Source organism: Aureibaculum flavum, from assembly GCF_016406085.1.
GTDB classification, from domain to species: domain Bacteria; phylum Bacteroidota; class Bacteroidia; order Flavobacteriales; family Flavobacteriaceae; genus Aureibaculum; species Aureibaculum flavum.
Genome location: NZ_JAEHFJ010000001.1, coordinates 51,721 through 73,042, shown reverse-complemented (window position 1 = coordinate 73,042; position 21,322 = coordinate 51,721). Strand labels below are relative to the sequence as shown.

The 21,322-nt window shown below is 31.1% G+C and carries 18 protein-coding genes and 1 pseudogene; 4 read left to right on the top strand and 15 right to left on the bottom strand.

Annotation, left to right across the window (positions count from 1 at the left end; translation table 11 throughout):
- Positions 1-24: 24 nt before the first annotated feature.
- From JBL43_RS00295 to JBL43_RS00285, 3 genes are all read right to left on the bottom strand, one after another.
- Positions 25-1,209 (bottom strand): acetate/propionate family kinase, encoded by a 1,185-nt coding sequence (locus JBL43_RS00295; protein ID WP_198839507.1) that lies wholly within the window; start codon positions 1,207-1,209, stop codon positions 25-27.
- A 49-nt stretch (positions 1,210-1,258) separates the two neighbouring features.
- Positions 1,259-3,352: a phosphate acetyltransferase gene (gene pta / locus JBL43_RS00290; protein WP_198839506.1), complete on the bottom strand. Its 2,094-nt coding sequence runs from the start codon at positions 3,350-3,352 to the stop codon at positions 1,259-1,261.
- An 83-nt stretch (positions 3,353-3,435) separates the two neighbouring features.
- Positions 3,436-4,401 (bottom strand): cadherin repeat domain-containing protein, encoded by a 966-nt coding sequence (locus JBL43_RS00285; protein WP_198839505.1) that lies wholly within the window; start codon positions 4,399-4,401, stop codon positions 3,436-3,438.
- Positions 4,402-4,778: 377 nt separating this feature from the next.
- Here JBL43_RS00285 and JBL43_RS00280 point away from each other — a divergent pair, with 377 nt between their 5' ends.
- The gene (locus JBL43_RS00280) at positions 4,779-5,123 is read left to right on the top strand and encodes a single-stranded DNA-binding protein (RefSeq protein ID WP_198839504.1); all 345 of its coding nucleotides are present in this window, start codon (positions 4,779-4,781) and stop codon (positions 5,121-5,123) included.
- An 80-nt stretch (positions 5,124-5,203) separates the two neighbouring features.
- On the opposite strand, the gene JBL43_RS00275 is transcribed toward JBL43_RS00280, so the two are convergent.
- The 5 genes and pseudogenes from JBL43_RS00275 to JBL43_RS00255 all read right to left on the bottom strand — a co-directional run bounded on the left by JBL43_RS00275 (position 5,204) and on the right by JBL43_RS00255 (position 10,714).
- Complete coding sequence (locus JBL43_RS00275; protein ID WP_198839503.1) at positions 5,204-6,403, bottom strand: hypothetical protein; 1,200 nt, start codon at positions 6,401-6,403, stop codon at positions 5,204-5,206.
- Positions 6,400-7,236 carry a type 1 glutamine amidotransferase gene (locus JBL43_RS00270; RefSeq protein ID WP_198839502.1) on the bottom strand — a complete coding sequence of 279 codons (837 nt, stop codon included), beginning with the start codon at positions 7,234-7,236 and terminating at the stop codon, positions 6,400-6,402. Before JBL43_RS00270 ends, JBL43_RS00275 begins: the two co-directional genes overlap by 4 nt.
- Positions 7,237-7,411: 175 nt before the next feature.
- The gene (locus JBL43_RS00265; RefSeq protein WP_138950030.1) at positions 7,412-8,509 is read right to left on the bottom strand and encodes a carboxylate-amine ligase; all 1,098 of its coding nucleotides are present in this window, start codon (positions 8,507-8,509) and stop codon (positions 7,412-7,414) included.
- Positions 8,510-8,917: 408 nt separating this feature from the next.
- A pseudogene (locus JBL43_RS00260) lies at positions 8,918-9,865 on the bottom strand (ATP-grasp domain-containing protein); the annotation flags it as partial.
- A gap of 129 nt (positions 9,866-9,994) precedes the next feature.
- Positions 9,995-10,714, bottom strand: a complete 720-nt coding sequence (locus JBL43_RS00255) for an alpha/beta hydrolase-fold protein (protein WP_198839501.1) — start codon at positions 10,712-10,714, stop codon at positions 9,995-9,997.
- Positions 10,715-10,853: 139 nt separating this feature from the next.
- Between JBL43_RS00255 and JBL43_RS00250 the strand changes: the two genes are divergently transcribed.
- Positions 10,854-11,672 carry an alpha/beta hydrolase gene (locus tag JBL43_RS00250; RefSeq protein WP_262896254.1) on the top strand — a complete coding sequence of 273 codons (819 nt, stop codon included), beginning with the start codon at positions 10,854-10,856 and terminating at the stop codon, positions 11,670-11,672.
- Positions 11,673-11,762: 90 nt separating this feature from the next.
- On the opposite strand, the gene JBL43_RS00245 is transcribed toward JBL43_RS00250, so the two are convergent.
- From JBL43_RS00245 to JBL43_RS00220, 6 genes are all read right to left on the bottom strand, one after another.
- The gene (locus tag JBL43_RS00245; protein WP_198839499.1) at positions 11,763-12,260 is read right to left on the bottom strand and encodes a DUF2911 domain-containing protein; all 498 of its coding nucleotides are present in this window, start codon (positions 12,258-12,260) and stop codon (positions 11,763-11,765) included.
- A 33-nt stretch (positions 12,261-12,293) separates the two neighbouring features.
- Positions 12,294-13,133, bottom strand: a complete 840-nt coding sequence (locus tag JBL43_RS00240; RefSeq protein WP_198840059.1) for a DUF2911 domain-containing protein — start codon at positions 13,131-13,133, stop codon at positions 12,294-12,296.
- An 84-nt stretch (positions 13,134-13,217) separates the two neighbouring features.
- A complete protein-coding gene (gene gldG / locus JBL43_RS00235) occupies positions 13,218-14,858 on the bottom strand; it encodes a gliding motility-associated ABC transporter substrate-binding protein GldG (protein WP_198839498.1) in 1,641 nt (546 codons plus the stop codon).
- Entirely contained in the window at positions 14,855-15,568 is a 714-nt protein-coding gene (gene gldF, locus JBL43_RS00230; RefSeq protein WP_198839497.1) for a gliding motility-associated ABC transporter permease subunit GldF, read from the bottom strand. Before gldF ends, gldG begins: the two co-directional genes overlap by 4 nt.
- Positions 15,569-15,649: 81 nt before the next feature.
- A complete protein-coding gene (locus JBL43_RS00225; protein WP_198839496.1) occupies positions 15,650-15,934 on the bottom strand; it encodes a putative quinol monooxygenase in 285 nt (94 codons plus the stop codon).
- Positions 15,935-16,043: 109 nt separating this feature from the next.
- Positions 16,044-16,862, bottom strand: coding sequence for an SAM hydrolase/SAM-dependent halogenase family protein (locus JBL43_RS00220; RefSeq protein ID WP_198839495.1), 819 nt, complete (start codon positions 16,860-16,862; stop codon positions 16,044-16,046).
- Between the two features lie 137 nt (positions 16,863-16,999).
- Here JBL43_RS00220 and JBL43_RS00215 point away from each other — a divergent pair, with 137 nt between their 5' ends.
- Complete coding sequence (locus JBL43_RS00215) at positions 17,000-17,947, top strand: PhoH family protein (protein WP_198839494.1); 948 nt, start codon at positions 17,000-17,002, stop codon at positions 17,945-17,947.
- Positions 17,948-17,978: 31 nt separating this feature from the next.
- The gene (locus JBL43_RS00210; protein WP_198839493.1) at positions 17,979-18,923 is read left to right on the top strand and encodes a phosphoribosylaminoimidazolesuccinocarboxamide synthase; all 945 of its coding nucleotides are present in this window, start codon (positions 17,979-17,981) and stop codon (positions 18,921-18,923) included.
- Between the two features lie 70 nt (positions 18,924-18,993).
- Here the strand turns inward: JBL43_RS00210 and JBL43_RS00205 are convergent, their stop codons facing one another.
- Positions 18,994-21,255 carry a M1 family metallopeptidase gene (locus JBL43_RS00205; protein WP_198839492.1) on the bottom strand — a complete coding sequence of 754 codons (2,262 nt, stop codon included), beginning with the start codon at positions 21,253-21,255 and terminating at the stop codon, positions 18,994-18,996.
- Positions 21,256-21,322 lie beyond the last annotated feature (67 nt).

Here is a 21,322-nt window from a genome sequence, read left to right as displayed (position 1 = left end):
ATATATAGACTAAAGATCAATACGTTAGTTACAAAGATGATATGTTTGTTGTGCTATTTCAAGTTCTTCATTTGTCGGAATTACTAATATTTTTGTTCTTGATTCTTTTGTGTTAATTTCTCTTAGCTCTTTAGAGCGAATATCATTTTCAGTTTCGTTTAAATTAATACCTAGATAATCCATATCTCTGCAAATCAATGCTCTTAACGTATTAGAATTTTCACCAATACCCGCAGTGAAAACAATGGCATCCAACCCATTTAAAACTGCCGTAAAGGCACCAATATATTTTTTAATACGATAGGCATTCATTTCTAAGGCCAATAAGCATTCTTGATTACCATTACTTGCTTGTTCTTCAATTTCTCTTAAATCGCTATAACCAGTTAAACCTAACATACCACTTTCTTTTGTAAGCATGGTGTTGACTTTATCTAAGTCATAGCCTAAATTATTTACAAGATAAAATATAAGAGAATGGTCAATATCGCCACTTCTAGATCCCATTATTAATCCATTTGAAGGGGCAAATCCAAGACTATGATCTATACTTTTACCATCTTTTACAGCAGTAATGCTACAGCCATTACCTAAGTGAATTGTAATTATTTTAGATGCTGATTTTGGTAAATACGCGGATGCTTTTTCTGTGACATATTTATGACTGGTACCATGAAAACCGTAAAGTTGAATGTTGTTATTATCGTAAAATTTATTTGGAATGGCATACTTTTTAGCCTTCATCGGTATTGTTTGATGAAATGCGGTGTCAAAAATAGCAATCTGTTTTGCATTTGGAAAAATTTCTTCAGTAAGAATTATACCTTCTAAATTATGAGGATTGTGTAATGGGGCTAATGGAATTAAAGTTTTTATTATATTTTTTACTTCGGGTGTAATCATTGTAATATCAGAAAATGCATTACCACCATGTACCACTCTGTGCCCAATTGCATCAATTTCATTGGTGTCTTTTATAACCCCTTTTTCGGCATCCAATAAGAAATCTGCAATTTTTTGCAAACCAACTTTATGAGTCTCTATTTTATCAACATTATTTATAGTATGATTTTCAGTTTTATATTGAAAAATGGCATCAATTTCTCCAACACGTTCTACAATACCTTGACAAAGTACTTTTTCAGATGGCATTTCAATCAATTGAAATTTTATTGATGAGCTACCCGCATTGATAATTAATATTTTCATGTATTTATATTTTTTTTAATTGAAAAAGGATTATTAGCAACCTGTTATTTTAAAACCCTTGAGCTTGTATGGCTGTAATTATTACAGTATTGTATATATCGTCTACTGTACAACCTCTACTTAAATCATTTACAGGTTTGTTTAAACCTTGTAAAACAGGACCAATAGCTAATGCTTTGGTTTCTCTTTGAACTGCTTTATAAGTGTTATTACCAGTATTTAAGTCAGGAAAAATAAATACTGTGGCTTGTCCTGCGACTTCAGAATTTGGTAATTTACTTTTAGCCACATTCATATCTACAGCTGCATCATATTGAATTGGTCCTTCAATTTTAAGATTAGGACTCATTTCTTTTACTAACTCTGTTGCTTTTCGCACACGATCTACATCTTCTCCAACACCCGAACTACCAGAAGAGTACGATAACATTGCTATTTTTGGCTCAATACCAAAAGCTAAACTCGTTTCTGCTGAAGAAATTGCAATTGCTGCTAATTGTTCTGCAGTAGGGTTGGGGTTAATTGCACAATCGCCATAGACTGTAACTCTGTCTTCTAAACACATAAAAAATACAGATGAAACTACAGATACACCTGGCTTTGTTTTAATAAATTGCAAAGCTGGTCTTATCGTATGTTGTGTGGTATGAGCCGCACCAGAAACCATTCCGTCTGCATCACCTTTGTAAACCATCATACTTCCATAATAGGAAACATCTGCCATTAAATCTTTTGCCATGGCAAGATTAACGTTCTTATGTTTTCTCAGTTCGTACAAAGTTTGAGAGTAATCTTCAAAACGCTCAGATTCTTCTGGATTTATAATATTAATTTTATGTAAATCTAATGAGATGTCTAATTGTGTTAATTTATTTTCAATTTCTGTTTTATCTCCTAATAAAGTAATATGTACAGCATCGGTATCCATTAACTGTTTCGTAGCTAAAAGTACACGATCATCTGTACCTTCAGGTAATACAATATGTTTTTTATTAGATAAAGCTCTTTTTAGCATATTATATTGAAACATTCTAGGAGTAATGCCATTGGCTTTAAAGGTGATTAACCTTTCTGCCAACGCATCAACTGGTATATGTTTTTCAAATACTTGAATAGATGCTGTTATTTTATTTACGTTTTCTGCATATATTTTAGGTTGTATGGCTCCAATTCTATTGGTAATTGAATAGGTACCTCCTTGAACAGATATTACTGGAATTACTTCTGAAAGCCCTTCAATAAGTTTATTGATAGGTTCTTCTGGTAATAATCCTCCTGTTAAAATCACACCAGAAATAGGAGGGTAGTTTGCCGATATGTTAGCTTGTAATGCTCCTAAAATTATATCAGCTCTATCTCCAGGAGTTATCACTAGGCTGTTTTCTTTTAAATGAGTTAGGTAATTTCTCAATTGCATTGCACCAACGCTAAAGGCTCCTGCTTCATTATTAATATAAGCTTCGCCAAATAAGACCTTTCCATTAAGTTCTTCAACAATTTCTTTAACAGTGGGATTTGCTAAAGATTTATTTAAAGGAATAACACCTGAAAGTATTTTTTCTGGTAGGTTTTTTTGCAATTCATTTTGAATCAATTGAACATTTTCTGGTTGTACCTTATTGGCAATTACCATTAAGACTTCTACACCTTTATCTTTAAAGGAATCATAGGCCATATAAAGATTCCCTATTAAATCATCTAAGGATTTTCCTACACCGGTGGAAATTAAAATTGTAGGAATTCCTAAATTTTTAGCAACTAAAACATTGATATCCCATTCTATTATAGCACCCTCTCCAGAAAAGTCTGTACCTTCAACCAAAATAAAGTCAAAACGGTCTTCAATAGCTTTATATTTCTCAATTATTTTAGTAATGATTTCATCGTCCTTATTTTGATTATTTTTATGAATAATCTCACTTCTTGTAAAGGCAAACGCCTCTTCATAATTCATTTGTATGTCAAAATAACTAAGTATGGTATCAATGTGATTATCCTTTTTTCCACTTTTATAATCATCAATTATTGGCCTAAAATAGCCGACTTTAGCAGTTTTGCCTAATAGCATTTGCATTAAACCAATAGAAATAATTGACTTACCACTTTTGGCTTCAGTAGTGGCAATATATACAGCTTTGTTCATTGTATTCTCGTGAAAAATTATACCTGCAAATTTACTAAAATAACTAGTTAAAGATATGATACTTGTCAGGTTTTCTTAATATTTTACCACTGTTTTTGAGTTGTACTTAAACCTTGATGAAGCCATCTAACGCCTGACGCTCCATCACTTCCATAATTGTCATCATTAAGATCATTTACATTTGAATTAGACCAATAATATTTTCCCGGTTGTCTTTTAAAACTTAAATAAGAATTATCAGACTTGTAAAGTCCCATATAACCAGCATCTGTAGTTGGGTTATTATTGTTTTTAATTACAAAATAGAATGTTTTTGAAGTCGTAGATGAATGAATTGGTAACGTATTACCAACATTATTAAAACCAGAATAATTAGAAGTACTAGATTGCTTTACTTGCGTGTTGGCAATATTATTGCCTTTTACTTCATACTTAAAGGCGAATACATAACTATGGTCAGGCATAGCCGTTTCTTGATTTATATTTGCCATTGTCCAGCCGTAAAATGGCCCCAATTGTACATCACTAGCATAATCAAATTCAGAATTTGTTGAACCATGCACAGCAACATTATTTAAATTGTTGTATAGCGTATTGTATTCATTTTCTGTTACATAAATCCATTCATTATCTGCAGCGGCTATATAGGCAGCTTTAGAGTCTGATAAAAAAAACGCCAAGTCATCTGTATTGTTAAGTGTAATCGTAGCATTAATAGTTTTCGTTAAACTTTTGCTCTTAATTTCTATAGAAGCGGTAATTGTTTGATTTGTTTCATAATCAAACGTGGTCGCATTAGCAACACTTAATATTCCATTAGTATTATGTAGAGCTAAACTACCATTTGGAGATTGACTCTTTATAGTATAGGATAATTTGCCGTCGTTAGTAGTGGCTTCTATTTTTCCAATTTCAGCAGTAATCAATTGGTTTTCATCAATAGTTTGAAAAAAATCACTGGTAATAATTTCAGGATTAATATCATCTGAGGCACACGAGAACACTAATATCGACATAATAGTTATGACTAATAAATTTATTTTTTTCATTAATTCTCTTATTGATAGATTAGTGAAAATAAAACGGTTATGAGTAATTGTTATTGTGTTTTAGAGCGAGTTAGAGTCTTTAATAAGAGTTCATTTCTATGTCTTAAATAAAAAAGTTAAAAAATTAAAATGATCAGTGAATTTTTTTAAATATGTGTAAGTTGAGTTAAAAAACACTAAAAGAGCACCTTAAGTCAATTACAAACGACTACATTCGACTACAAACGAAAGTAATTACTTAACAACCGAATATAATTTGTTACTGGTTATATGTTTGCAGTGTCGAAATCAAAATATAGTATTTGACAAATTATTTAAAAAGCCCTAGAACGAGTCCGGGGATATATCTTAACTGTTTAACCATTAAAATAAATATTATGAACGCACTTAGAAACAAAGTACAGTTGATTGGAAACTTAGGAGACAATCCTGAAATCATTACCTTAGAATCAGGTAAGAAATTAGCGAAATTTTCAATAGCTACAAATGAAAGCTATAAAAATGCGAGCGGAGAGAAAGTAACAGATACCCAATGGCACAATGTAATAGCCTGGAACAAAACTGCAGAGATCATTGAAAAATACTTAGTGAAAGGAAATGAAGTTGCCGTAGAAGGTAAATTAACAACCAGAAGTTATGATGATAAAGAAGGCAATAAAAAATACATCACTGAGGTTGTAATTAATGAACTTTTGATGTTGGGTAAAAATAAAAGTGCCTAATTACAAAGTTTCAGAATTAAAAAATAAAGAATTAGAGTCAAGACAAAAAGGTTGTCTTGACTCTTTTTTATATAGGTCTATTATGTGTTCTCGAAAAAACTAATAGAAGACCCAATCCATGTGTCTTCAGTTAAATGAGAAACGTTAATTAGCTCACCTTTACTCATTCGGGTTAAATTGATAACAGGTTTTAATTTGTTAGCTGCTTCGTCCCAAATATAAAGGATACGTAATTCTACCTTAGAATTTTTTTCAGTATTTGTTTTCACTAAGGAGGCGTAGTTTACTTTTTGTTGTAATATATAATTCTCTTTATCCTTAATGTCATTGATAGTTTCTTGCGTTGGGTAAAGATTTATTCCTTTACCAGCAAATGAAAAGAGGGGTTTAAGTACATATTTATTGAGATTTAAATCAATAGGATAGTCATTTAAATAATAGGATTTTGGTATGTATTTATGTTTTAATAATGGCATTATACACTTAGAAATCATAAAAAACCAATCGGGATGTGTAACCCATTCTACATCAAGGTCATCATTTAAATTTATGTTGGTTTTTAAGTCTTTTATTTGCAATAATTCATCTAAAATTACACGATTATATATACGATGAATGGGTGTTTTTATTCCGTCTTTAATATAAAATAGCTTTTTACCTTCTTTAATAATTTGGGTCATACACACCACTTCAATACCCAAGGCTTGTTTCGTTGCCCAAAAATCTATTCTGGTTTTTTGTTTTTCAGGATAGAGTTCCATTAAAATTACATTCTCAGGTTTCTCATCACCTAAAATTACTTTTCTAACTTCCTCTATATAGGTTTTGTCATTAAGCTTACTGAAAAAATAATGAAAATCTCCTTTTGGAAAATTCTTGTAGTGTTTTAAAACAGCTTTACCCAAAAAGGGTTGATAAAAAAACAGGGTAGGGAAGGCTTGTAATTCTATTAACTGTGGTACAATATTGCCATTTCCATCATCACAAAGTCCAAAATCTATAGCTAGAAAATGAGGTTTACCCATGGGACTAGGAGATTGTAATGATTTTGGTATAAATTTTTGACGAATTTCATCAAAATCAATTTCCCATAACTGTTCAATTATCGAATCACAGGCATCAAAAATCTTATTTTTTAGTGATGCATCTATAAAAACAGGAGTTTCAGAAATACGAAAAGCACATTCTTCTCCAAAAGTTTCTTTTACATCTTGCTGTAAGTTATCATAGTATTCATCTTTAAAATTTTCATTAAAAGCATTACGAATTTTTGCTATCATACAGATGCTAATTTTGATTGTTTAATTTTTTCAGCTGCCATTTTTAAAAAACGAGGAATAATAATACTGTTTGTTCTTAAAATTTTATCATCATCGTTTAACTGATCTATCATACCCAGGTATTTCTTTTTACCATATTTTTTGATTACCAACGCCCGTTTTTCTTCTTGTTGAAAATAACGTGTCATTCCTTCAGCATCAGCTTCTGGATGAAACTGTGTTCCAAAAATTTCCTTGGTAAATCGGATAGCCATTACTGCTCTTTCTAAAGGTACATCTGGTCTTATTTTTTCTCTACAAAGAATATTACCTTCTAAACTATTCAATTTCCATTCTTTCGGCATCACAACTTGATAGTCTCTGGAGTCTACAGCGAAAAAGGGATCTTCTAAACCTTCAAAAAGAGGTTCATTAAATCCACTTTCTGTTTTATGGATAGGCAGTATTCCAAAAGAAGTAGATCTTCGTTTAGTTACTTTAGCAATATCCCAATGTAAACATGCTAATTGAAAAGAGTGGCAGATTAAAAAAAGATGTTTCTTTTGATGCTTGAATAGATTTTGACTTAAAATTGAATCAATTAAATTAAAATAATCCGTTTCCCATTGCGAGCCCGTTAATTTTGGAGAACCAGGACCGCCTGAAGATATGTAAATATCATATTTATCTATTTTCGGAATTTCTCCCTTAACTCTTACTTCAAAAATATCATAATTACCCTTAATACCTTCTTGAGCCAAAAACTGACCGACCAACATTTTTATACAACGCATACCTTCATTTGGTACACCTTCATTCATATCTAAAATTGCAATTTTATAAGTACTCCGCATTCTTCTTCTTTAAATTTAAAAACAGTCCGTAAATTTTTTGATTGTTTTCGATTCGATTAAAAACTAAGTTCTAATACGTATTAGATTCAAACTTTATTGCATTTGCTAAAATTTTTAGCTTTTCAAATAAGCTTTAATATACGTTGAACTGTTTGTTGCATGCAAAATTACGCTTCTATAAACCTTTTGCCGTTTGTTCTACAATATATTTAACAACTTCTTTTAAATCGCCTGTTTCTTCAAAGACTTTTAGCTGTCTATCAGCACCCGAACCTTGTTCTAGCATTTGATAAACATAATTTACTTCTGTCCGGCATCCGAGATCATCAACCACATCATCAATAAATTCTAGTAATTCTTGTATTAATATGGCAAATGGTACTTCTTCTTCTTTACCAAAATCAATAAGCTTAGCTTCTATACCCCAACGGGCTGCACGCCATTTATTTTCATTAATTAAAATACGTCTATATGATCTAAAACTTTGATTTTTTGAATGTAGTTTACTCAGTTTTGCTATAATACATTGCATAATAGCAGCAATACAGGTTACTTCATCAACCGTCATCATCATATCACAAACCCTAAATTCTACTGTTGGGTAGAAGGGATGTAAACGAATATCCCACCAAATTTTCTTGCCATTATCTATACAATGTGTTTTAACTAAAATATCTACAAATTTATCATACTCAGCAACACTAGAAAAATAAGGTGGAATTCCTGTTCTTGGAAATTTATCAAATATTTTAGAGCGAAAGGATTTAAAACCTGTTTCTCTGGCTTCCCAAAATGGAGAATTGGTAGATAATGCATATAAATGCGGTAAAAAATACCGAGCCACATTCATAATATGTAAACCTTCTTCACGATTAGGAATACCCACATGAACATGCATACCAAAAATTAGATTGGAGCGAGCCACATCTTTCATTTCAGCAATCAATTCATCATATCGAGGATTGTTCGTAATTAATTGTTCACTCCAATTTGAGATGGGATGCGTACCTGCCGCTGCTACTTTCAGTCCTTCTTTTGCTGCCAAATCAATAACCTGCTGGCGTAAATACGAAACTTCGTCTCTAGCTTCTTGAATATTTTCACAAACATTTGTACCCATTTCCACCACAGATTGGTGCATTTCTTCTTTAATACGTTCCTTTAATAGCACTTTTCCACCTTCTAAAATTTTAGACATATGGGAGCGTAATTTTAAAGTATCGCCATCAAGAATTTGAAATTCTTCTTCTATTCCAAGGGTGAATTTATGCATATCTGTGGTTATGGATTAATTATTAATTAATTTCTATTTTTTCTTAGGCTTTATTTTAGGTTTAGTCACTGCTTTTTTAACCGTTTCTTTCGGTTCAGTCACCGCTTTAGGTTTAGCTACAGTTGTTTTTTTAACTGCTAACTTTGGCTTCTCAGTAACTTTTGGTTTAGTGATTGCTTTAGGTTTGGCCACAGTTGTTTTTTTAGCTGCTGCTTTTGGCTTTACCACAACTTTTGGTTTTGCATCAACTTTTGGAGCTGGCTTCACAACTTTTTTAGGTGTAGTTTTTTTTGCCGAAACCTTTTTTACTTTTTTTGCAGCTGCAGTTACTTCTTTTTTAATTACAGATTTTTTAATCTGATTTGCTGTTTTTAATTTAGATTTTTTAACCTTTGGTTTTAATGGTGTAATGGCGTTCGTTAAAAAAGTACCCCAAGAAGTATTATTTTGTTTTCCTTTGTGTGCAAGTGCTTTTTCAACGGCTAATTGAGCAGAATGTTCTACAATCCAATCAAAATTAGTTTGTCCCACAGAATTAATATCTGCATCTGGTGCAGGATTGCAAAAATCTATGGCATAAGGAACTCCATTTCTAATGGCGAACTCAACAGTATTGAAATCGTAACCTAAGGCTTCATTTAGTTTAATGGTATAATCATGAATAGTTTTCATTAACTTCTTGTGCTCTTCACCTTTTGTTTTTGGTTCGGTAACATAACGTAAATGAGGTTCGTTTCTAGGCTCGTAAGGCATAATATGCACATGTTTTTGCCCTAAACAATACACGCGATAGTAATCTTCAAATACAATTTCTTCTTGAAGCATCATTACCAATTGTTCCGTCTCACCATGTTTTTCAAATAAATCATCTGCATTTTCAACACGATAAACACTTTTCCATCCACCTCCAGAATGAGGTTTCATATAGGCAGGGAAACCAATATAATTAAAAATATAATCCCAATCTAAAGGAGCTTTTAAATTTCTAAAAGACTTGTCAGTAGTATCATCAGGTCTAGCATTAGAGGGTAATAAAATAGTCTTTGGTACAGGTACTCCAATTTGAAGTGATAAACAATTATTAAAGAATTTCTCATCAGCACTCCACCAAAAAGGATTGTTTATTACTGCTGTACCCATTAATGATGCATTTTTTAAATAGGCACGGTAAAAAGGAACTTCTTGCGATATTCTATCGATGATGACATCATATCCATAATCTATACCTTGCTGAACTTTATCAATAATAACTGCTTCAGCAACTACTTTACCTTTTCCTAATTCATTAACTCTGTCAATGAATGCCCATGGAAAAGTATCTTCCATTCCGAATAATATTCCAACTTTTTTTGCCATAATATTTTATTTTTTTGATTTTATAATTTAATTAATTTTCAATCATAATTTACCTGTATTACAAATGTAAATTCTAATTAAAAATAGTCTTCGTAATCTTATTTATTTAATTATTTATTGTCAAGCTTTCTAAGATTGTGGAAAATACTTTTCTACATATTCCGGAAAAACCATTTTCCACAAAGGCCAATCATGTTCTATCCATTTTTTTTCATCATACCAATAAGGTATTCCTTTTGACTCTAAAACACTTGCCATATTTTCGTTTTTAGGTTTGCAACTATCCCAATCAGATGTGCTCAAAACAATTTGCATGTGGTTGTATTTCCATGATTCTTCATCGACCATAAATTCATTAGGACAGTTGTAATAAATTCTCATGTCGTCTGAATTTGGTGTAAAATTTCTAATATTAAATACACCAGATAACGAAAATAAATGAGAAACTAAATCAGGAAATCGAAATGCTGTGTTTGCCGCATGATAGCCTCCAAAACTACAACCAGCAACTGCTATTCTATGCGTATTACATTCATTTTGTATATACGGAATCATTTCATTTTTTAGAAATTGCATGTATAACTCATAATTATGAATGATTACATCGGTAGGTAAATCTTCTGCATAAAAGCTTAACATATCTAGTGTTTCTATATTATAAAGCTTTATTCTGCCTTCTTCAACAAATCGCATAACGGATTCGTTTAAGCCAAAATCATTGTTTTGCGTATACTTTCCTCCAGAGGATGGAAACATCAAAATAGGATGTCCCCAATGCCCCGTTACTTCAAGATTAATATTTCTATTTAATGTGTTTGAATAATATTGAGTATGTTGTACTTGAGCCATAGGTTGGTTTAGTCTTTGTTTGTTAAATATAAATAAAAATGTTAAACAATGACTATTTAGTATTTAAATAATTTATTTTAGGATTCTTTATCATTTAATTTTTAATTAATCGTTAATATTGCACACATTAAAATGAATAATGGGTTTTAGTATAGATTACATAAGTTTGAATGGGAGTTTTTTTTCTAAGTATCTCGACAGAAAGGTTAAGTTCCGTTTGATGGCACCTGGTAATTATAGGAGCTCTGAAGATCGTTTTCCTGTTTTATTGATGAATGACGGCCAAGACTTTAGAGCAATGGGTTTAGAGAAAACAATTTCTGAATCTTATTTAAATAAAAATAGTAAACCATTTGTTTATGTTGGGGTCGAGGCAAATGAAAACAGAATTCACGAATACGGTACTGCATCTTCGGGCGATTTTAAAGGAAGAGGAAAAAAGGCATTAAATTATTCTAAATTTATTATTGAGGAGTTTATTCCTTTTTTAAAAGGAGAGTTTAAGGTTTCTTATGAGCATAAAGATTGGGTGTTGGCAGGAATGTCTTTAGGTGGTCTCACTGCTTTTGATATTGTTTATAATAATGTACATTCTTTTAGTAAGGTTGGTGTTTTTAGTGGTTCATTTTGGTGGCGTAAAAAGGCATATGTAAAGCATGATTATGCGGATAGAAGTCGAATTATTTTAGATGTAATAAAAAATGGATCTTATCATCCTCATCTTAAATTTTGGATGCAAGTTGGAACTTTAGATGAAAATGCAGATAGAAATAATAATGGAATAATTGATGCTATAGATGATACCAAAGATGTTATTAAGGAATTGTCCTTAAAAGGGTATTCTGAACCACATGCTATTCGCTATGTAGAAGTTGAAAATGGAAAACATAATTTAGCAACATGGGGTAAGATGTTTCCTGATTTTATAAAGTGGGCCTTTAATTATAATAACGAGTAGGTTAAATAGGAGAGAAGTACATTTATAAATACAAAATAAAAGCCCAAAATTTATTAAGTTTTGGGCTTTTAAAATGATATTGAATTGTAATTATTTAATAGTTACTGGAATTGTCAATTTTACTTTTTCCCAAGCAAACAATATAGAATCGTCCATTACACCAAAAAACAATTGTTCTTGGTTTTCATCACCAAATTCAGGAGTAATATCTATACGTAAAGCATCTTTACTTTCATCGTATTTACTTGAACCCCAAGAATCATTTACGGTGTTAAAAATTACTGTCCAATTTCCACTTTTATTAGGAATAATAAAAAAACCATACTTACCGGCAGCTAATTCTTCACCACCAATGGTTACGTCTTTATCAAAAGAAACAGTAGTATTTTCATTAGCACCAGCTCTCCAAACTTTACCATATTTTTCTAAGCCACCCCATATGGTTCTTTCTTTTACACTTGGAGCACCATAATCAACAGCAACACTTACACCATCAATTTTACCATCAGCTTGTTGTCTCGGACTTTTTTGAGCACAACTCAATGTGGTTATTAATGTAAAGACTAATAATAATTTTAAATTTTTCATTTTTTTTAATTAATTTATTTGACTTATTTTTTTTTACTTAGACCACTCTGCAATAGATGCTTTGTTCATTTTTATATAGTCAGCATTTCCAGCCTTTTCAGCTACTTCCAACGATTTTTTTGCTGATTCAATAGCTCCTTTTTTATCGCCTAAAGCTGCTTGTATCAATGATTTTTCTCTTGTCATCCAAAAGGCATTTTTATTTATCTCCGTTGCTTTATTAGACCAAACTAAAGCTTGTTTTAAGTCTTTACCTGAACTTCTATAGTAACTAGCTGCTCCATGATAATCATTAGCACTTGGACCACTCATTACATTTTGAATACTTTTTGCGGCAATAGCATCTGTTGGTACGGTAAATTTTACGCCAACATAGGTTTTTTCCCACATGATACCCAAAACTCCAGAATTATCAGTTAAATCATCAAAAGTGATTGTAAATGACTGAATATCCATTGGAATTTCTTGTGTTTTTACAGACGTTTTTAAAGCTACTTTGCTATCATCTAATGTCTGTGGAGCTCCACTACCTGCATATTCTGTGTAGAAATAAACATCCCAAGCTGATGCAGCTGGTTTGGTAAATATGGCATAGGTTCCTTTTTTTAGGGTATCTCCATCAATAATTACATCATCACTAAAAGTAATTTTTGTTCTAGCGTTAGCACCTGTTCTCCATATTTTGTCAAAAGGAACAAGATCACCAAAAATGGTTCTTCCTCGCATGGCAGGTCTAGAATATTCTAGTGCTACATCTGTTAAACCAACAGTTTGCGTTAATGTAGAACCTGGACTTGGAGCGGGGGTTTTTATCTGAGCCGTGATACTCAAAGTACCCAAACATAAAAATAAGATTAAAAGTTTTTTGTACATCATAATTATTATTTAGATTTATTTAAGTTAATTAGTTGCTAAAGATACTAAATCCTAACATTGGCAATTTTCTTTAACAAAATTTTAACTAAATCGACGCTTTCTAAGAAAAGTGAAAACGAATCCAAAAATAGCAAGAATTACTAATGGCAGGATTACATTAATCATTTGCCAGAAAGTACGTTCTGTATAAGCTTTTTCTTTATCTAAAAACTGAAGTTGTATTTTCTTATTACGGAGTTCTAATAAACCCGAATCATCTAATAAATAGTTGATGCTATTCATTAAAAATTCAGCATTACCATATCGAACACCATTATATTTATCTACACCTAATTCAATAGGTTGACCTTTAACAACTTCATTGGCAATAATATCACCATCAGCAATGATTACCATCTTATTGTGATTGCTTACTTCCTTGTAAAGTTTAGATTCAAAAGGTTTTACTCGGCTAGCATATGCTGAAGTAAATTCGCCTTCTAATAAAACACCTAAAGTTTGATAACCTTTATTGTAATCTTTTTTCTCTGGAGTTTTTTGAATATCATTCAATGAAATAATTATAGGAGTACCTACTGATTTTGAAAACTCAGAACTTTGTAAAAGAATTGTTTTTTTGATTGAATTCTTTAAGGTATCAATGGTATTGGCAAATTTTAAATTAACAGGATCTACACCTTGAGTAATTGGATGATCATTTTTTGAAGTAATAAATGGGTAGTAATGCCAAATATAATCTTTTAATTGAGCGGTGTTACCTAGGTTGCCATCTTCCACTTTAATGGTGGAGCTGTAGGCATCTTTAATGAGATCATAATTAATTCTAACTCCATAATTAAATAATAAATCTGTTAGATTTAAGTCTTTGTTAAATGCTAAGCTTTCACCGGTATTCATTAAACTATCTAACTCTGCCGTAACATTATCTATTAACCATAATGTTTTACCACCATTTGTTATATATTGATCTAATGTAAATTTTTCCTGTTCTGAGAACTTTTCTTGAGGTTTTGCAATAATTGTTAAATCATATTTGGATAATTGTTCTAGTGTTTTCTCAGGCTGTTTTGCTACAGAATCTAACGTAAAAGGAGCTAGTTGGTAAAACTGATTCAATTGACTTAAAAAGCTCACTAAGTTAATATCATTCAATTCTCCATTACCTTTTAAAATAGCAATAGTTTGACGTGATTCTGAAGATACTTTATACATAGCTTCTGAAAAAGCAAACTCTAAATTTTCTATCGAGTTTTGTAATTGTTCTTCTTGATTCTTTACAGAACCTTCAGAAAGTAAATTAATATTTTCAGTTTTACCTTTATAAGTTATGGTTGCCCAAGGAAAAATGACAGCTTCTGATAATTTACCATCTTCCTGAACTGTTAATCTACTGGGTTGTAGTCCTTGTTTTATTAGTGCTTCTGCAGTATCTAACGGATCTATAAATTTATATTTTATACCATCATTTATACTGTATAATTCTTCTAAATGTTGTTTGGTTTCGCCTTGTAAACGTTTAAATTCAGAAGGGAAATCACCTTCCAAATACACTTTTATAATGGCATTTTCTTCTAAATTGTCTACTATATTGATGGTAGTTTCAGATAAGGTATACCGTTTGTCTTGTGTAAGATCTAAACGTTTATAATATTTTTTAGCGAGTACATTTATTGCAATTAAAGCAATGATTGCAATGACTATTTTGGAGATGTTATTTTTCATTCGGCATCTAATTTTAATCGGGTTAGAAACAAAAAGAAAGTGGTTACAGACACAAAATAAACAATGTCTTTTGTATCAATAACACCGCGACTAATACTTTTAAAATGATCAAACATACCAAAACTTCTTAAAGATTCAGAAATGTTTAAATCGGCCAATGCTTCAAATCCATAGAAAATAAAAAATGAAATAAGAATGGCAATTATAAAGGCAACTATTTGATTGTTTGAAAAGGTAGAGGTAAATAACCCAATGGAAGTAAAGGTGCCTGCAATAAATAACAATCCTATATAGGATCCTAAAGTACTTCCGATATCTAAATTATTGGGAGGATTTCCTAATTTTAAAATACTAAAAACATAAATAAGAGTCGGAATTAAAGCTAAAATTATTAATACTAATGCACCTGAAAATTTACCCAATACAATTTGCCATTTACTGATTGGTTTTGTTTTCAATATTTCAATGGTGCCTAATCTGAATTCATCTGAAAAAGTTCTCATGGTAATGGCAGGAATTAAAAAAAGGAAAAACCACGGGGCAATAAAAAAGAAACTGTTTAAGTCGGCAAACCCTGCATTAAGAATATTAAAATCGCCATTAAATACCCAAAGGTATAAACCGTTTATTATTAAAAACACCGCAATTACCAAGTATCCTATTGGTGAGGCGAAAAATGAATTAAGTTCTTTTTTAAAAATTGATATCATTTCAGTGATCTTTTGATCTTTAATTTTTGTTCGTTTTTTCTGCTAATTAGTATAATTTTCTAAAAAGTTATAGAAAAACGTCTATTGTCTTTCAACACTCCACGCTTCCGGTCTATTATTAAATAAAACTTTAGTTTGTGCCCAAACATTATTAAATAAATCAGAATTTCTATAATTCTCTAAATCTTGCTCATTATTCCAATAACTATATGTAAAAAAAATATTGCTGTTATTTTTATCTCTTAGTAATTCTAAATGAGTACATCCCTTAAATTTTTTAATTTGTTCTTTATGGGCGTTAAAAGTACTTAAGAATTTACTAATTTTTTCTTCCTCAAAACTCAGTTTTACTATTCTTATTAACATAATTGAAATTAATGATACTTATATCCTTGATTTATTGTGATTTTTGTTTGAAATGTAAAGACAAAATACAATGGTTTTGATTACGATAAAATTAAAATAAATACCAATTCTACAAAAACTTTACAGTAATGGAATCCCTATAACCTAAGCCTAAAAGGGTAGAGGCACCTCCAACAGATTTTAAATTACTTTTGTAAATAGCAATTTCTAAATAACCAGCAGCATTAAATATGGCCAATTTTTCACCGTCATATTGTCTCTTTTCGGGTGGTAATTCAAAATTTATTAAGTCATTGTATTTCAAAAACACCTTTTTAAATTTGTAATGTCTCGCACTAACTTCAAATGATCTGCCTTTAGCCACTTCATTAAATAATTTTTTGGTAATGTTAGAAATAACATTCCCATAGTTATCAATATAAATGATGGCACCTACAATTTTGTTATTCTCTTTACTAATAGAAGGATAAACTTCGTTTAACTGCTTAAGTTCATTAATAGGTTTTCCAATTACTTCCAAAGTACCACCTCTAGCAATGTGGCAAGCAACTTTAACAAATGCAGAATAGCTGGTAAGCGTGTTGTGTATTGTAATCTCGACCATTTTATCCGGGTTAATTTCTGATGCAATCATCGAAATAATACCATTATCGGCACATATGAAATAATGATCATCTAAAAATATGGCAATGTGCTTGTTTTCAACACTAAGTTCAGAGTCAACATCAATAATATGGATGCTCCCTTTCGGAAAATTCTTATAGGCATTTTTAAGAATATAGGCAGTTTCTGTTATGTTGAAAGGGGTGATTTGATGAGAAATATCAACAACTCTAGCATCACTTAGCTCATTGTAAATAGCACCTTTTATAGCACCAATAAAGTGATCTTTCGTTCCAAAATCAGTAGTTAATGTTATCAAAGACATTTGTTGATTACTTATTGAAAAAGAGAGTGATTAATAACCTATTTAATTGTTAAATTTGTATTGCAAAGCTAATCAATATCTAATTGATTACCACATAATTTTTAAGCAGTTTTATTATAATTATAAAATATATTCATTTGAACGAAAGAATAATTGAATTAACAGAAATTAGTCCAAAAGATTTTTTTGGTACCCATAATAGCAATATAGAACAACTTAAAAAATACTTTCCTAAACTTAAGATAATTGCTAGAGGTAATAAAATTAAAATTTTTGGTGAAAAGGAATTATTAGACGAGTTTGAAAAACGTCTTGAAATGCTTATAAAATATTTTGATAAATATAATAAGCTCGATGAGAATAGTATTGAGCAATTACTTACTTCAAATGGTAACACTCAAAAAAGTTCAGAGAAAGACAACGGAGTATTAGTACATGGTGTCGGAGGTAAATTAATAAAACCTCAAACTGAAAATCAACGTAAAATGGTCGTTGATATGAAAAAGAATGACATGCTTTTTGCGGTTGGACCGGCAGGTACAGGGAAAACATATACAGCTGTGGCTTTGGCGGTAAATGCCTTAAAGAACAGGGAGGTTAAACGTATTATTTTAACCCGACCAGCTGTGGAGTCGGGAGAAAACTTAGGGTTTTTACCTGGTGATTTAAAAGAAAAATTAGATCCTTATATGCAACCTCTTTATGATGCTTTGCGTGATATGATTCCTTATGAAAAACTAGAGACTTATATATTGGGAGGTGTAATTCAAATTGCACCCTTAGCTTTTATGCGTGGTAGAACATTAGATAATGCCTTTGTAATATTAGATGAAGCACAAAATACTACACATGCTCAAATGAAAATGTTCTTAACAAGAATGGGTAAAAATGCCAAATTTATAATTACTGGTGATCCAGGACAAATAGATTTACCGAAAAGGCAAGTATCTGGCTTAAAGGAATCGTTATTAGCCTTAAAAGACATAAAAGGGATAAGTATAATACATCTTGATGATAAAGATGTAATAAGGCATCGATTAGTAAAAGAAATAATAACCGCATATAAAGGAATAGAAGTAGAGTAAATCCTGTTTTACAGCATTAAAGACACTTAAAATGAATACTATAAATCATACAAATTTTAATTTTCCAAATCAAAAAGCGGTTTACCGTGGTAAAGTACGTGAAGTTTATAATATTGATGATAAACTTTTAATAATGGTTGCCACAGATAGACTATCTGCCTTTGACGTGGTCTTACCTAAGCAAATACCGTTTAAAGGTCAGATATTAAATCAGATTGCTACTAAAATGATGGAAGCAACGGCTGATATTGTCCCTAATTGGTTAATCGCAACACCTGATCCTAATGTGGCTATTGGTCACTTATGTACACCATTCAAAGTAGAAATGGTTATTAGAGGTTATATGTCTGGTCATGCAGCAAGAGAGTATAAGGTTGGTAAGAGAATACTTTGTGGTGTAGCGATGACAGATGGAATGCAAGAAAATGATAAATTTTCAGAACCAATTATAACACCTGCTACTAAGGCTGAAGAAGGAGATCATGATGAAGATATTTCAAGAGAAGATATTATCGCTAAAGGTATTGTGAGTGAAGCGGATTATTTGGTATTAGAAAAATATACAAAAGCACTTTTTGCTAGGGGAACTGAGATTGCTGCAAAACGTGGTTTAATTTTAGTAGATACTAAATATGAATTTGGAAAAACGATGGATGGTAAAATTGTTTTAATAGACGAAATTCATACACCAGACTCTTCGCGTTATTTTTATGCTGATGGTTATCAGAAAAGACAAGATAGGGGTGAAGATCAAAAACAATTGTCCAAGGAGTTTGTTAGACAATGGTTAATTGCAAATAAATTTCAAGGTTTGGATGGTCAGGTTGTACCTGAAATGTCAGATGAGAAGGTGTTAGAAATTTCTGAACGTTATATAGAACTTTACGAGAATATTACAGGTGAAAATTTTCAAAAATCTGATACTTCTGATATTTTAAATAGAATTGAGCAAAATATTAATACTTATTTAAAGTAATAAGTAAAATTAAAATGCCCTAATCATTGCTGATTAGGGCATTTAACAAAAAACTCTAAATTTAAAAACACTAATTTTTCAATTTGTCCTTGAATTGTTCAAATTGGTTATTTTCAATTTTTTTAGGCCAACTATTGTTGGTTATATCTATATCTGCAGTTTCTAAGTCTGGATCGACTACAATATTAGTGATTTGTTTTGAACTGGCAAAAATTCTTTTTACTCCATTGTCTTTTTTACTCCATATTTCAGCAGGAAATTGCTTTCTCAACTTGCTACCATCTTCGTATGTAAGCTCAACAATTAAAGGTAATACAAGGCCTCCGGGCTTTTCAAAAGTAACCTCATAAAAATAATTTGGAGCTGTATTTAAATTCTTTTTTTCTTCCTTAGAAAGATTTTTTAAATAACTATTAATAGCAGTTATATCTGTTGCTTTTTTAGCTTTACTTTTATCCTTCAAATCATTTTCAGCTATAAAATACACCAACTCGTCAGGATTTAAACCATATCTAGTGGCTTTGGCTTTATCAGCTTCACTTCCTTCATTTGATAAATAATATTTTTTAACTTCTTTAATTCCTACATCATTATAATCAGTAGTATAAAACCATCCTCTCCAAAACCAATCTAAGTCCATGGCAGAAGCATCTTCCATTGTTCTAAAGAAATCGGCAGGTGTAGGGTGTTTAAACATCCATCGTTTTGAATAGGTTTTAAAAGCATAGTCAAATAATTCAGGACCCATTATAGTACTTCTCAGCATCCATAAACCAGCGGCAGGTTTCGCATATGCATTTGGACCGAAATTATAAACATGATCTCCTTGACTCATTATCGGAGATAAACGATCTTGATCAATACTCATATACCTAACAAGATCTTTTGGTAAACTGCGTGTTTTGAAGTTTGGGTCATATTTATATTCAGCTAGAATTTCTACAAAAGAATTAATGCCTTCATCCATCCATGTCCATTGACGTTCATCTGAATTAACAATCATTGGGAAAAAGTTATGTCCCACTTCGTGAGTAATAACTCCAATCATTCCATCTCTAGTTCTGTCCGAATAAGTACCATCTTCTTTTGGACGACCATAATTCCAACAAATTTGTGGATACTCCATTCCTTGACGTGCAGCACTTATTGAAATAGCTTTATGATACGGATAATCAAATGTATATTTAGAATATTCTTTTAATGTATTTGCTACCACTCTGGTTGAATGTTTCTCCCATAATGGGTTTCCTTCTTTTGGGTAATAAGAATATGCCATAACCGTTTTTCCATTTATATCAACCGCCATAGCATCCCAGATGAATTTACGAGAAGTTGAAATACCAAAATCTCTTACATTTTCCGCATAAAATTTCCAAGTTTTTGTTTTTTTAGCTTTCTTTTTCTCAGCTTTTTCCGCTTCTTTCTGTGTAGCAATAATAACAGGGTTGTCAAAGGATTTTTTGGCGTTGTCTAAACGTTTTTGTTGCTCTTTAGTAAGTACATCTTTTGGATTCTGAAGCACTCCAGTTGATGCGACAATATGATCTTCAGGTACTGTAATGTTTACCGTATAATTTCCAAATTCTAAGGCAAATTCACTACGTCCCCAAAACTGCATATTTTGCCATCCTTCAACATTGTTATAAACTGCTAAACGTGGAAAAAATTGAGCAATAACATATAAATTATTATCATCTTTCTCAAAATGCTCATAACCAGACCTACCACCATCTATAAAATAATTATTTATTTGATACCACCACTTTATTTTGAATTCAAAAGTTTCACCTGAGGCTAAAGGTTTAGGTAAATTTATACGCATCATTGTACTATTTACCATATAAGACAAATCTTTATTGTTATTGTCTTTTACATATTCTAAATGGAACCCTCCAGGAAATGATTGTTCTAAATTATCTTTGGTGAATTTTTGGGCAGACGCAAAAGTATTACGCATACTCGTTTCTTGAACATCAGGAGTCTTAGAATCAGGAGCCCTCATGTTCTGATCTAATTGAATCCAAAGATATTCTAAAGCATCTTTAGAATTATTGTGATAGGTGATTGCTTCATCTCCATATAGTTTTTGAGTTTCATCATCAATAGTAATATTCATTACATAATCTACCTGCTGTTGTGTATAAGCGTGCCCAGGTGCCCCAGAAGCTGTATGCTGGTCATTTGGTGTTGGTAATTCTTCCTTAAGTTGTCTAAATTTACTTATATCTACGTGGCCAGGTTTTCTTTCTTTTTTATCGGTTTGTTTTTCTTGACTGATAGCAGTTGTCACAATAAATAAAAGAGAAAGAATTGATAATGTAATTTTTTTCATTAAATAAATGGGTTAGTTGTTTTAAAAATATGGAGCAATTTAATTCATTTGATTTTATTGTTGGTTC